7 protein-coding genes and 1 pseudogene are annotated in these 14,374 nt (G+C 34.2%); 1 reads left to right on the top strand and 7 read right to left on the bottom strand.

The genetic code is table 11. The features are described 5' to 3' along the window. Window positions 1-1,217 precede the first annotated feature (1,217 nt). From ACFFLS_RS11845 to ACFFLS_RS11875, 7 genes and pseudogenes are all read right to left on the bottom strand, one after another. On the bottom strand, window positions 1,218-1,481 hold the full coding sequence (locus ACFFLS_RS11845; RefSeq protein WP_379686663.1) for a hypothetical protein: 264 nt from the start codon (window positions 1,479-1,481) through the stop codon (window positions 1,218-1,220). A 721-nt stretch (window positions 1,482-2,202) separates the two neighbouring features. Further along, a pseudogene (locus ACFFLS_RS11850) lies at window positions 2,203-2,397 on the bottom strand (RHS repeat-associated core domain-containing protein); the annotation flags it as partial. A gap of 90 nt (window positions 2,398-2,487) precedes the next feature. Then, a protein-coding gene (locus ACFFLS_RS11855; protein ID WP_446685100.1) for an IS1 family transposase occupies window positions 2,488-3,164 on the bottom strand; the annotation gives its coding sequence in 2 pieces (ribosomal slippage) (window positions 2,488-2,732 and window positions 2,732-3,164; 678 coding nt in all). Window positions 3,165-3,558: 394 nt separating this feature from the next. After that, on the bottom strand, window positions 3,559-3,921 hold the full coding sequence (locus ACFFLS_RS11860; RefSeq protein ID WP_379686661.1) for a hypothetical protein: 363 nt from the start codon (window positions 3,919-3,921) through the stop codon (window positions 3,559-3,561). Between the two features lie 1,106 nt (window positions 3,922-5,027). Further along, the gene (locus tag ACFFLS_RS11865; RefSeq protein WP_379686660.1) at window positions 5,028-5,522 is read right to left on the bottom strand and encodes a hypothetical protein; all 495 of its coding nucleotides are present in this window, start codon (window positions 5,520-5,522) and stop codon (window positions 5,028-5,030) included. A gap of 14 nt (window positions 5,523-5,536) precedes the next feature. Next, a complete protein-coding gene (locus ACFFLS_RS11870) occupies window positions 5,537-12,193 on the bottom strand; it encodes an RHS repeat-associated core domain-containing protein (RefSeq protein WP_379686658.1) in 6,657 nt (2,218 codons plus the stop codon). 6 nt (window positions 12,194-12,199) lie between these two features. After that, window positions 12,200-12,649 carry a T9SS type A sorting domain-containing protein gene (locus ACFFLS_RS11875; protein WP_379686657.1) on the bottom strand — a complete coding sequence of 150 codons (450 nt, stop codon included), beginning with the start codon at window positions 12,647-12,649 and terminating at the stop codon, window positions 12,200-12,202. Between the two features lie 536 nt (window positions 12,650-13,185). Between ACFFLS_RS11875 and ACFFLS_RS11880 the strand changes: the two genes are divergently transcribed. Then, the gene (locus tag ACFFLS_RS11880) at window positions 13,186-14,034 is read left to right on the top strand and encodes a restriction endonuclease (RefSeq protein ID WP_379686656.1); all 849 of its coding nucleotides are present in this window, start codon (window positions 13,186-13,188) and stop codon (window positions 14,032-14,034) included. Window positions 14,035-14,374 lie beyond the last annotated feature (340 nt).

Genomic DNA, 14,374 nt, shown 5'->3' on the forward strand with positions numbered 1-14,374 from the left:
AGAACAGCTTTAATTTTTTTATTGTAGAAGGCTCCAGGAGCAGTATAGCTGTAAACAAATATTTGATGGACGCGTGTCTCACAGCTCAGTATAATTACAAATCAATACTTAATTATTTCGAGATAGAATACATGTAAAAAATAGGACAAAACAATCAATCCAACAATAAAAATCATTAAATTTATATTAAAAGGAATCACAGCAACAAAAAGCACATCAAACCATTAAAAATCAAATAATTAACACATTAAAAGTCTATAATTTTATTTTTTTTGCAAAATGGTGGCAGCACTAGTTTAAAAAAGCAGAAACGCAGGAAATACACGGGTTCAGGGCTTAGGTTCGAATCCTGCTCTCCATCATAAATAAATTTGTTTTTGTTTTGCGTTTATTTGCACCTCTTTATTTGCCGATGCAGAAATTAACTTTCCTTATTTCATAAGGGTTAACCAGTACCGAGGTACAAATAAGGTACAAGTTTTACAATTTAAAATCTTACAAAAACATCATTTGTTGTGTGTCCAGTAATTTGGTAAAATAGCAAGTTTTCAAGAGAACATTTAACCTTTGTAGTTGAAGCAAATATACAAAAAAACATTTTTTCTTTCTTGGATAATTCACTTGTCATGCTTTAATGTCCAAATGATCTCAACGTCAAAATTGAAATTCAAGAACCCATTAAAATTGATAATTAGTGAAGTTGAATTCGAAACTATACTAAACATTATTCCACAAGATAAAAATAGTTAGTTTGACTTTACATGTATTTTAAGAATCAATTTAAGTCTGTAAATACGCAGCTTATAAGCTTAATTTCTATACATTAATATATCGAAAATGCTATAGAAAACAGTAGTATGATATTTGTGGCACAATCGTGGCACTTACAATTTTAGGAATCTAAAAACTCAGCAAAATAAAGTACTGACCAGCTTAGGTTCGAAACTGTATTAAATTTTGATCATGGGTATTCAGTTTAAAATTGCCATTATTGTATGGCTCTTTAAAATCCATCTTTACCCTAATATAAATATCTGATTTTCTGTAAATGTTAAATGCAATAATCAACCACCAACACATCTGATACATTACCGATTCCAAAAGGTTAAGAATCTAAAATCTCTTATCACTAACTTTGAAACATTACCCATTTGCGTGACCTTTTAATTCATATTTGGAACTCTCTGGAGGTCGGATACATTTCCTCTATCCCTACTCTAAAAACTATCGCTAAATTTAGATTTAACAAATTCGATTACTTCTTGTTTTGAATTATATATTATAAATTCTATCTTATCGTGTTCTTCAGAGATTTTACTAATGAATTCCTTTGCTTGCTGAAAATTTTTAAATATTGAATAAACATCTTGGATTTCCATATTATTTTGATAAATATTAAATTTTGCATCTAAAACAATTCCAGTCTCGCAATTTGCCATTAGAACAGCAACTTCATCTTCTTTTAAAATTGGGTATACCATAATTTTAGTTTTGTAAATTTACTTGTTTTACATTCGCACCTGTAACAGTACCCGTTACTAAAGTTTCAGATTCACTTACAATTGTTCCAGGAGACTGTTTTAAGTTAACAGTTTTTAAATTCGGACTTTGAACTAATTGACTATTTGGGATTTCCGCTGTTAAAACAACCCCTTCTCCACTTGTTCTTAAAGCAAAATTTTCGGCAACAGCAGGATTACTTGTCCATGATGTATAGTTGCTTTCTGTAGTTACCGTATTGTGCTCTAATGGTGTTGCGTTCCCTCCTCTAGGCTTTGCCATACCATTTGTAGCGCTCTCAAAAGCAGGACTTGTAATATTTACTCCTCTGTATAAGGTTGTTGTTTCAGTACTAGCTGCTTCTGCAGTTGCGACACCACCACTTTTAGCAACCTTATGAGTCACTGCTACCGCAGCAATATTAGCAACAACCGCACCTACAGCTTCAGCATCACCTGCCGCAGCTTTTTTTACTGTTTCAACTACAGCTTTAGCACCACTAGTTTGATAAAGTTGCTTCACATACTCTTTACCTGCCGCCTTTATCCCCCCTTTTTGATATGCTTTATAAGTCTGTTTAGCTGAATTCAATCCATTACTAATATTTGTATATGCTCCAGTAAGAAGTCCAGTTACCATACTTCCCGCAGCTTTTACAAAACCTTGTGCAAACATAGTACCCCAGCCAGGAGTTATTGGAAACATTCCATCAGGGTCAATAAAGTACACCGTATTATCCATTGCATAGTTATACGGTGACCATCTTCTTGAAACTTCTGCCAATGGGTCAATATTCATCCATCTCCCAAGAGCAGGGTCATAATTACGTGCACCATAGTCGTACATGTTAAGCCCAAGCTCGTCCTGAAGCTCCTTGCCATTGTACTTATACTTATAAGGATTTGCAAATATTTTTACAGGTTTTTACCTATTAAATACAGAATGTTTAAGAACATAATTTGAAGGATAAACTTACTGTTTTATTGCTCAAATCCAAAAGTAAATCTTCAAAACAGCTGTAAAAATCACTAAACTTTCACTGAAGCAGATTGTAGGTCTGTTGAGTCTTTTTAAATGAGTTCTGAGTGTCAAGTTTTTTCTTTCAATATGATTTGTACCAAAGCGCTTTATAGAATGCATTTCCTCACTAATCAGATATCTGTAGTTTTTTAATCTGTCGGTAAATATCTTTTTAGCTTCAGATAGTTTTAAAGTATCAAGAACTCGGCTTGAGTTTTGTTAGTGCGTTTGCCAACATTAAAACTTACAACAGTTTTGGAATTCTTTTCCAAGGCATAAACCAGCCAGATATAATTTTTCTTGTGTCTGATATAAGTGCACAGCTCATCACCTTCATAAGTTTTGCCTTTGCTGATAATTGGCTTGGAAATATTTCGGGCGATAAAGACGATTCTTTTTAATAATGTTGTCGTTGATATTTTCAATATTCTTGCCGTACTTCTTACTCCCAAACCTTCTTTAGTTAATTGAATAATATTTTGGTTTATATCTCCTTTATAAGCCAGATATAAGTAATTTTCAACTCTAGTTTTCCCGCATGCTCTGCAAATATATCTTTGACTGCCAGACTTTGTCTTTCCATACTTTATCATCTTTCGAATATCACCAACACATCTGTAACATCTAGTCTGGTTTGACTCCATTTTTTTCGATTTAAGGCATTATAAAATAAAAAAACAGCCTAAAGGCTGTCTTAATTTTTATGCGATATTAATATAAATATCTGATTTTCTGTAAATGTTAAATGCAATAATCAACCACCAACACATCTGATATATTACCAAAGTCATTCATTTTATTTTTGATTCAATTTTAATCATCTTTATTTTTTGTACTGGTGAGCTCCAATTACACACAACGTTTTGCGGGCAGAAGCAGTTGCTGATAAAAGCGAACTGCGTTCTTTCAGTAAGATAAGATATTTTTCGTGAAGAAAAAGTTCCAGTTGATTTCAATGTTCAGCAATTGCTTTTGCTCGCGGTTGTGCGCTGTGCCTTACATTTAATTTTGCTATTGAAAAAGTGATAATAATATTGGCTAGTCCTCTGTTTGGATTTTATAGAATGATTTGTTTTCATTTATTCCAATTAATGAACTATCTTTTATTTTAACTTGCAGAAATAAAGATTCACCATTCTCAAAACTTAGTTCTAATTCTCCGTTCCCATTGACATGCCAATTTCCGTCTCCATAGTATTTTTCGTCAGTCCTTCCTTGAATTCTAAATTGGTGATATTCCAAAAAGTCAATAATTAAATTTGTATTTGACGCTTTAAAAGTCCCAACAATAATCTTCGAAAACTTTTCTTCGGCTTTTTGCAATTGGAAATACCGCATAGTAAAATATGCACTGAACAAAATAAACAGCCCAATTATAATTTTAAGTATCTTTTTTCTCATGATAAATGTTGAAGTCTCTGGGTGTTCTCGGGCATTGCACACAACTCGAATATATGTCTAACGATGTCCGACTTATCTAACCTAAATTAGTTCGCTATGTCTGACAATTGTCAGTATTATTTATTTTCAAAAATAGGATTTTTATTTCATAAGTCTTCAAATGGATTTTTTATTTATTGAATACTTTTCGTACTGACATGAGTGTGAATTTTGGTGGACTTGTTCTTTGATGAATCGAGAACGCGACTCTAACCAATAAGTTATATTAAACTCAAAATAGTAAAATTAGACATCATTTAAAATCTTCAAATCCTCAATTAAAAGGTTCGAATTCTGTACCGTCAAGGTCACATTCAAAAACAAAAGTCTATCAATTAATAAATTTGTAGATTTTTCAATTTCTAGTGACCTTGGAGGGGTTCGAACCTCAGTAATGTAATAATATTTGTTTTTTTGCTAATATAAAAAGTTTATTATATCCTTACCTCCCGTGACCCGTGACATCAAGGTATTTAAAAAAATAATAGTCATTTAAAAAATCTAAAATTTCACAACTAAGCCAACGGGTTTTTATCTTTTAAAACAGTCTTTACAAATTCCGTTGTATAACCGTCTTTGAATATCAAATTATTTCCAAATGTCGATATTTCTATATTTTCAAACATTTTTATCTTGTTAAATTAAAATCTTCTTATAAACATCATCAATCATTTCTTTACATCGAAGTAAAAAAAGGCTGTCTAAAATAACTGACACCCCTGTAGTCATGCTTTTTCATATTCGGAATCTTCGCCAATATATATTAAAAATCTATTCTGGTTTAAACTCATTTTTTTCGATTTAAGACAATTTAAAATAAATCATTGATAATCTATGAACCTTTGACGTAGTAAAATAACTACCAAAACATCTGATACGTTACCCAATATAAGATTGTTTAAGACAACATTAAACAAAAAAGATGAGCATTACTGCTCATCTTAAGTCATCTCCTATATATTCTTCATTTCAACAAGTTTAACTATAAGTTCTCTCATCATCAACTTTGAAACACTTCCAAACTTGAACATTACAATAAGATTTTTTATGATTTTAATTAATAATTTTTAGATTTCAAGACGTATTCTTAACTTAGTTAGAGTTTCATCAATACCACCATAATTGCTAAATGCTAAGTTCTGACCAAAATGTTCAGTTTGGTCAATAATCTTTCTTTCTTTTGTAGCCAATTTTGTTCTTAAGAGCCCCCAGTAAATTTCACCAGAAGCGATAATATTCATTCTTTCTATAAAAATATAATCTAAATTCTTATTCTCTAAAAAATCATCAAATTCTTTTAAGAATTTGTGCATAAATATCATATTCAGCTTAGTAACCCGTCTGATAAAAAAACATTTCCATACCATATCAAAAAAAGAAGAATACGGTTTACTCTCAAAGATTAAGAGTTCTAACTGCAGAATCGCATATTTATAATATTCTCTCTTATCTTCAAAATACGCAAAAAAATCTTCCTTAGTCGAATATCTTGCAATGGAAAGATTCATTTGCCGAAACAAGATAGCAATTAACTTGAATAAAGGCGAATTTATTTTTAACATTGAATTATTATATGTTAATGATTAGTATGAAAATTAATGTAATACTTTGGTCTAAACTCCGGTGTTATTTGTAAATTGTTTGTACCTGTTATAATTCTAAAATGGTACGAGGAAGATGGGCTGGGATTTTGAACCAATATACTCTTAGGAACGGTCAATTCAACAAAAGCTCCTGTTGCTTTTGCTCCAAATCCTTTCTGGTATCCATTAAAATTGCTTGTGTTCTCGAAATCAACACCAAATTCATCAAACCATGAATCTCTGGAATGTTTCATTTCATTTGTAGCTTTAATTGCTTTTAAAGCTTCAAGATTCGTATGATGTTTCAATTTAACAGATTCAGAATTAACGGGCTTTATATCTTTTCCTGTAAACGGATTTGTACCATTTTTATATGAGCGTGCAACCGAGCTACTGGCACCACTTATTCCGCCAGTAATAATTCCCATTGTAAATCCCTGGCCAGCTGCCTCAAATGCATCCATCAAATCTGCCCCATTAACCAATGCCATACCGAAATTCATAACTACTCCCGTGGCACCGCCGCTTAATGAGCCAATTATTGTTCCCTGCAAAAGCGGACTAGTTATCTGAATTCCATTTATCAGAACTCCATCTATTGCCCCGCTTGCCCATCTTCCTAATTGCCCTCCTACTAAACCCGAGACAGCACCTGAGATAACCCCTTTAAACGGGTCACTTCCCGTTATAAACGCATTCGTTCCTCCAACGATAGCTCCACCTGCCGCCCATCCTGCCGGCCCATATAGAGACAGGACCCCCGCAGCGGCACCTGAAGCAAATACAGCAACGCCTTGGCCGAAGCTATGTATGTTTCCTTGAGATAAATTTACTCCTAAATTTACAAATCCTCCAATCACGCCGGCAATAAGATCATCATAACCAAGCCATTCGCCGTTGTAATCTGTATATTTCAGTGGATTATTCCAACAATAAGAATATCTATTATAGCTCTGTGTATTTAAAGGGTCTTGTACGAAATTATCAGGCTGTAAAAAACGATGTAACTTTGGATCATACAACCTTCCATTCATATGAATGATACCCACACTCTGCAGATGTTCATGCCCTGTATAACCGCGGTCCAAGACCGTCAACCCGTTTAAAACGTTGCCGGCAGCATCCTGAACTTTTACGATATTTCCCCAGGCATCAAAAAGCCTTCTTTCCACTATGTCACCTTCCTGATTACTAATTGCCGTTATTGTGCCTTGATAATCCCTATGTAAATATAAATAGTTTTGAGTTACTCCGTCGCTTTTTAACACAACCGGAGCCGAGTAGCCGTCTCCCCCAATATAGGTCACAAATTCAACCTGGCCTGTAACAATATTATGTTTGATTTCCATACTGCCGCCAGCCGAGTAATGCTTACGGAAAGGCCTCAAAAGCTTGTCATTATCCAAACTTCCATAAAACATGGAACTTCTGCTGTTGCCATCGTTATAAGTAAAGCTGATTTTATCAGCACCTGTCTCTTCAATCTGAACTGGACTTTTAAATGTATTATACGTAACATTTAAAGCTCTTGTTGAAGTCGCTGCATCACTTGCCTTTCTTATCTGGATATCGTCGAACCATGCATTTCCGTATCCGTTATTATATAATCTAATATTAAGTTTCTTGATATATGCGGGTACTAAGAAGGTCCCCTCAAGCTTAACCCATTGATTATTAATTGCGGTAGCACGAGCATCTATATGTGTAAAATATTCTGCTTCACCCTCTTTTTTCATGAAAAGAAATAAAGCAGCACTAGGGCCTTCCAAATAGACCCATCCAGAAAATGTATATTCTGTATCCGTAGCATTATTTATCGTAATCCACTTATCTGAATGCACATATTGCTCTGTAGTCGTGGTATTGGTAAGTTTTAAAGATGTTTTACCACTGTGGGCTCTCGTTGTATCATATGTATAAAATGAAGCATTTGGGTGGGCATGCGGACCCCAGCCGCTCTGGTCTTCCATGCTGTCATTAAAAATGCCTTCACGATTCCCATAATATCCCGCTGCTTCTGGGGTAGGCGTAATAGTTTTATTCTGATAGGTTTTTGTGCCGTCATACTCATATGTCCCCACACCGTTCTGCGTAATACGGCCTCTATCATCATACGATTGCGTTTCTTGGATTCCCAGTCCATTGGTGTATTCCGTCAAACGGTCCAGTTCGTCGTAATTAAAAGTTTCTGTTCTGCCAAACAGGCTATTGGTTCGACTTTTTAAGTTTCCTGTCTGGGAGTCGAATACAGAATTTAGAGTTAAAATATTTAGAGCAGGATTAGACGCCTTATCACACTGGTAATAAGAAAAATAACCAGAACTATCATATCCATTTGTAAAACTAAAAGAGCCTTTTATGCCTTTTGTGATTTGCCCTTTTGCATTTACTGCATCAATCTGCCAGAGAATGTTGTTTGACTCATCCAAAATCTGCCAATGAGCCCCATTAACATAGGTATTTCTCACTTCTGTTGAATTACTGATTCCATTAATCTCTGCTTTTGATATCTCAGTATCAATTCTTCCAAAAGCATCATATGTGAACTCTTTAGTGAATGTAGCAAAAGGAGTTGTCTCACTTGTTTTAATCATTCTTTTAAAGTCATCATATTTAAAAACATTTGTAACAACCTCTCCATTGTTAAAATCTTCAAACGTACTGCTGTTTAGCAGCTTTGATGTTGAGTCATAGATATAAGTAGTCTTAGAATTAGTATTCACACCTGTAATCGTTTTTTCTTTTACTTTTCCGAAATCGTTCAAATTATAAGTTGTAATACCATTAGGAGTCGTCTCCTTGACAAGCTCTCCCAAATCATTATATTCATAATAATAATTTCCTGCTGAAGAATCGTTTAAAGAGATTTTCCTTCCCCATCCGTCCTGCGCAATTGTGGTTATTACTCCACCGTAATCTGACTGTTTCAAATTTCCATTTGCATAGTATGCATAATTTATACTACCTCCTGGACTATCTGTCAAAGAAATTACTCTACCAACAGCATCTTTTACAATAACTTTAGTCTTCGAATTTTCACTTATTGTTGTGGATAGGCCTGAATATGATATTGTAGTGGTCTTTCCTGTAAAAGAGCTACTTTTAATCAACCTTCCATAATCATCAAATTTTGACTCATTAAATTGTGTCGGACTGGAGCCTAAGTAAGGCTCACTTGTTTTATAATTTCTATTATAAATGTCATAAAGATAATCAACCGCTGAAAAACTGCCAGATACATCTTTTATCCTCACCTTGGCTTTACGTCCCAAATCATCATAGGTTTCTTCAAGAACACTATTATCATCACCCTCTACAGTAACGATGCTCTTCGCTCCATTTCTTTCATATGTATAGTTTTTTTTCTTGCCTAAATAATTTGTTTCGCTTGTTTTCCTAAACCAACTGTCATATTCATAAAGTCTTTCTAAACCACTGTAATCTATCTCTGAAACGAGCATTCCTGAACTAGTATTATAGTCATACGTAACAAACTGTCCCTCAATATCGGTACTTTTAACTAAAAATCTTCCTGAAGAATCATATTCGTAACTTGTCACTCTTGGCGCCAGATTGTTCGCAGTGATTGTCTTCTTTGTTACATTACCGAAACTATCAAATGAATTATTATCTTCAATTATTTCGCTTGTTGAATCCCCTTTTTTACGCACTCGTTTCAGCTGACCATAAGTATCATTGGTATATTCATAAAACTCTTCAGAAGTCATTGAACTGTCCTGTATTGCAATAGTCGCCGATCTAGAAGAAACAACTCCGTTGTAGTAGGGAGACGAATTAGCTGTTTTGTACGCAATAGTCTTGCTAGTCGTTTGAATATTGACACTGCCTTCCTGTAGTTTATTCTCGATCTCTATTGGATTATTATAATCATCAAATGTCCTAATCGTAATGCTTTTCGTATCATTTAAGCCGTCAAACTCGCTTGAAGACAGATTTTTTAGTTTGAATACTTTATTGCTTTGCAATGCATCTGCTAACGAGTTGTATGCAAAAGTCGACCGAGATATAAAAGATGCAGGTGTCGATATAGTAGGAGAATTATAATCAAGTAATGAAAAGTTTTCAATATTGGCACCTCGCAATGCAATGCTGTTTTTAGAAATATTGGATATCAATGGCGTATTGTCATTATGCCAATTGGTCCTCATCGTAGATCTGAAGCCCAAAAAACCAATGCCATCCGAATTTACAACGGCTCCGGAATAATTAAACATCTGCCTTTTATACTCATTGGCGCTCTGCTGCTCGATTTTAGTCACTATTTTCAGATTAGGGGCCGCAATTATGTCAATATTCGGGAAAGTCTCGGTAAATATTGTGGGAGCGTAAAACGGCTCGTAGGGATCTTGCTTCAAAGGACTGTATGTGATGGTTTCCTTTACGCCATTACCTAGTGTAATCGTCTTTAGCAGTCCCTGTTTGCTAAAATCATCTTGCGAATCAAAAGTGTATAGCTGATTATTGCTTATCAAGCCTATGGACAAATATTGGTTATTTGTTTTCGGAGAGAGAAAAATTGGAATAGGGTAACTTCTGACAGCGCTTGTAGGCGCCGTTTGATATGTAGGCACAGCTGAAGCTGTAAATGAAGAGTTTATATTCTTGAATACATTAATTATGGCTGTACCCGCACTCTGGGATTTTGCGTAAACAGACCTGAATTGGACTATATCAGTCTTGCCGTCAGCATTAATGTCAAGAGGAATAAGCGCTCCGTTGTATATTCCCTGGCCGTCTTCGCTGTTGCCGATATTGGGAAAAGAATAAGTCTGTACGATTTTTTCAAATCCGTTTCCTTTTGACAGGTATTTCACATAATCATAAGCTAGATTGCCTACACCCTTGCTTATGATGAAATCCATCTTTCCATCACCATTGTAATCTCCAGGCAATATAGACTGGGCAACCTTTATGTCTATATCAGCATATTGCCATAGAAGCTCCAGCTGATTATTGTTGTTTAAACTGTAAACCCAAACCTTTCCATTTTTAAAATGAAGCAGGTCCGTCTTTCCATCGCCATTGACATCAAAGGTCTCAATCCTGCTGTCATTAAATATATAATAGTCCAAAAGCGTTCCTGCAAAATTCACAAAATTCGTTGGCTTCCTGCGGTCTAAATCTACAAAATAAACCCCTCCAGGGCTATTATATCCCCAAATATATGTATTTAGCCCAGTATAGGGGTCTATTTCGCAATATGCCTCTTCTATTTCCTTATCGATGGCGATTACATCTGTAAGTCCATCACCATTAAAATCTCCGTTAAAAAAGTCTTTCCGTTGCCCCATTGGATATGCATACTCGCAGATCTGGATATCTCTATTAGGGAAAACTGCCTTTTTTGTATGCTCTACGCCTAAACCCAGCCCGGAATTATAATACGTTTTGAAATTTACCGAACTAAAATCTGCCGTATCCATTTGCGCAACAGTAATCCCCTGACTGTTAAACATCTTATTGTCGCTGGTCAAGAATGTGATTGGAAAAATCGCTTCAAATGCTCCCGAAGCAATTTTCGATGGAGTTATCGAAGAACTGCTGCCTATATTTTTAAAAAACCAAAACTCTTTTTTAGCGTTAGCTCCCGTAGTCGGGTATACCACAAAATCCATTTTGGCATCGCCGTCAAAATCACCTGAAACAACAGCCGAATTGTTTGTATTAACATCTCCTAAGGATATATTTGAAGTCACTGAATTGGGAGCAATGGTTTGGGAATTAGTATCATATTGAAACGTTGTAGGATTATAGCTTTTTAAGTTATCCCCGCTTTTTTCGGTTATTCCGTATAACTGCTCGTATCCAGAAGTTGTGATGTTGTAGTTTAAGAAATAATTCCTAAAACCTATTCCGTTACCAATAACATTAATGCTTGCTATTTTTTTTGTTTTGATAAAATTCTGGCCTCCGAAATAGCTCTGTTCATTCCTGGCTCGAGATTCATAATTAAATCTGATTTCGTTTATTGGCGTTGCGGCCCCTAAACTGCCATATCTGATAGAGGAAACATCCAGAATATTGTTGGAAGCCGAATAGCTGTAGCTGATTCTCGCTCCTTGTGCATTTTCCCAGTAGGAAATGGCATAAGTCATTAGGGATCTAGAATCTAAAGAACTGCCGTAATAAGCTTTTGAGCCGTCCGGGTATTCGACTACAAAATAGGAGGGTCCATAATTAACTCCGTTAGGATGTACACCATATGATGTGATTTTTGTATTTGAAAAGTTTTCTGTTTCATAAATAGTTCCATTTGCACCGTAGATTCCAACGGTACCGCTTTTGACAATCAAACGCTGTCCATCAAGTGCAAATCTGTCATAACTGTCAAAATCTACAGGGTCTATAATTCCGTCATGAAATTTTGTTGATGGTATTCTGCTGATTGCCGAAACCCCTGAAATATTCCATCCATATCCAGCATTTCCATTTCCGCTCTGGCTGTTGTACGTCAAGCTAATCTGCGGGACAACACTGTTTATACCTGGCGGCACAGATATCGGTATGCTGTAGTTTGCGCCTCCAGATAAAGAAACGGATAATTCTCCAACAGTGACACCGACTTCGGTCTGTCCGTAAATTGTCAGATTGGAGAATATCAAGAAGATAAATAAGTAAATCTGTCTCATAAGAACTTATTGTTTAATAATTTTTATGGATTTTTGGTCTTTGTTTGTATAGTAAAGCACAACTAAATAAACTCCAACGGGATATTTTTCGAATGAAATATTTTGGGAGGTAACGTTTTCCGTGTTTGAAATTTTATCGATTGTCTGTCCCGTTATTCCGTAAACGACTATTGATGAAACGGCAACATTATCATTCACTTCCCATTTAATATAAAGTTGTTCCTTTACTGGATTAGGATAGTAAGAAATCACATCCCCTGAGTAGAACTTTTCCATATCATTCTCATCCAGATTTTCAATTTCCTTTGCAGGCTTAGAAGGTTTGGAGTTGCATCCATTTAGGCATAGAACTCTGCTAATCTGGTTTCCCGCGTTATCATATCCGAAATTTAGTTTTTGCTGTGCATTCATAAATATGCAGTGCACAAAAGCGATTATGAGAATTATTTTTTTCATTTTTCGATCAAAATTTTATGCCTCAAATGAACAAAATGTTTTATCCAATTCATTACGGGATTCCTCATTTTATGTATTTTTTCATGTTAATTTTTCTTACTTTTTAGTAAACTCGTTTATAATGATAGATAACTTACATTTGAAAAAATATTAACTTGTTAATGAACATGATTACCGCATTGGCGAAATAAGAACCTAAGTTGTTCAATAAGACTTAAAAAACAAATAATGATTGTAATTTTGTTGTTTGAGATTGGATTGTAGGCGCCAATAAAATTCTAGCTTTCTCATTTTAAGAGACGGAATAAATCATAGTGCTGGCATGAACATAATGAGATTAAGAAAGATAAATTTCAATATGCTATTTGTAATGAATAGCAAAAAAATTATAGATGATGTAAAACGTTGTTATGCAAAACTTGAAACTAATTGCATTTGCGAACATTGCCAACAAGCGAATTAGGACTTAATTATAAAAATGCATATTCATAATCTAAAAACATGGCAATGCTGGCTTAAAAGTATATATCAAAATTATGTGGAAAGAATACGAGACTAAACTATTTGATTTTTTAAAACAAAACTATCCAGAATGTGAAATTGAGTTTAATGATTCAATTTTTGGAGTGTATAGTAGAACAGAAAGACAAATTGACTTCGCAATTAGAGGAAACTTGGCTGGCAAAAGAATTTTAGGAATAGTGGATTGTAAATATTATAACAAAAAAATTAATATCAAAACTGTCGAAAGCTTTATTGGAATGATGCAGGATGTAAATGCTAATTTTGGTCTTATGATAACAAATCATGGATATTCCAAAGCAGCCAAAAACAGAGTGAAATATTCAAACTTAAAACTTGATGTTTTAAAATTCAATGACTTAAAAGAGATTGCTGTTACAGTTGATTATTTTTTTAATCAAAACATTAAGGGCTTAGAGCTTTCAAAATCAGAATTTTTCAGAAGAAATGAGCAAAATACAGGATATTTTGACAAGGAAAAATCTAGCTATATAAAACGTATAATCTGCTACAAAGAAGAATATGCAAATAACGAATATTATGCTTTCAAAAAACTTCTTGAAAATTCAGTGAGAGCTTTACGCGATTTTGAGAGACTTGATCGAATATCGCTTTTTATCCCTTCATATAAAAATGATGAATCAACAAATTACATTAATAAAAAAATTCTGTATTCCTGTCAAATAAAAAGATACGAAATTGAGAAATTTCTAAATATAGATATTGGCTCGCTAAGAGATGAAATTATTGACTGGAGAAAAGACTTTTTAGGAAAAATTACAAAAGAGGATGTTCAAAGTTTTGCAGAAACATTTGTAAAAGAAAAAGAATATAACAACTACGAAAGCATTGCCTGTAACTAAACAAAATCAAAAAGATTTGGTGATTAAAATTAATTCTAGTGTAAAATTTCTACTCGAGCCAATGTCTACTGGAAATTATTCATATTGCTTTGCAACTATATCTATTTTCATTTATCAGACTTAGGCAAAATGAGGCACAATCACCCTTAATAGAAATACGCGTAAAGTTATATAATAGATACTCCACTCAAAACAACACCTCCATAAGCTTGATTAATAGCAACAACACAGATTAAGATGGCTTGTTTTACTTCGAATGACAGAGTTCTTTAACATTAACCCACCTAATTAAGACCTCTAAACCACTTATTTTCAAGTTACTATTTTAATTATTAAAAAC

The sequence above is a fragment of the Flavobacterium procerum genome (assembly GCF_042431625.1).
In the GTDB taxonomy this organism is placed as follows: domain Bacteria; phylum Bacteroidota; class Bacteroidia; order Flavobacteriales; family Flavobacteriaceae; genus Flavobacterium; species Flavobacterium procerum.

What these genes read in the sequence shown, in the direction of transcription:
- ACFFLS_RS11845 (WP_379686663.1), bottom strand. Translation starts at nt 1,481, where the DNA reads ATGGTATACCCAATTTTAAAAGAAGATGAAGTTGCTGTTCTAATGGCA.
- ACFFLS_RS11860 (WP_379686661.1), bottom strand. Translation starts at nt 3,921, where the DNA reads ATGAGAAAAAAGATACTTAAAATTATAATTGGGCTGTTTATTTTGTTC.
- ACFFLS_RS11865 (WP_379686660.1), bottom strand. Translation starts at nt 5,522, where the DNA reads ATGTTAAAAATAAATTCGCCTTTATTCAAGTTAATTGCTATCTTGTTT.
- ACFFLS_RS11870 (WP_379686658.1), bottom strand. Translation starts at nt 12,193, where the DNA reads ATGAGACAGATTTACTTATTTATCTTCTTGATATTCTCCAATCTGACA.
- ACFFLS_RS11875 (WP_379686657.1), bottom strand. Translation starts at nt 12,649, where the DNA reads ATGAAAAAAATAATTCTCATAATCGCTTTTGTGCACTGCATATTTATG.
- ACFFLS_RS11880 (WP_379686656.1), top strand. Translation starts at nt 13,186, where the DNA reads ATGTGGAAAGAATACGAGACTAAACTATTTGATTTTTTAAAACAAAAC.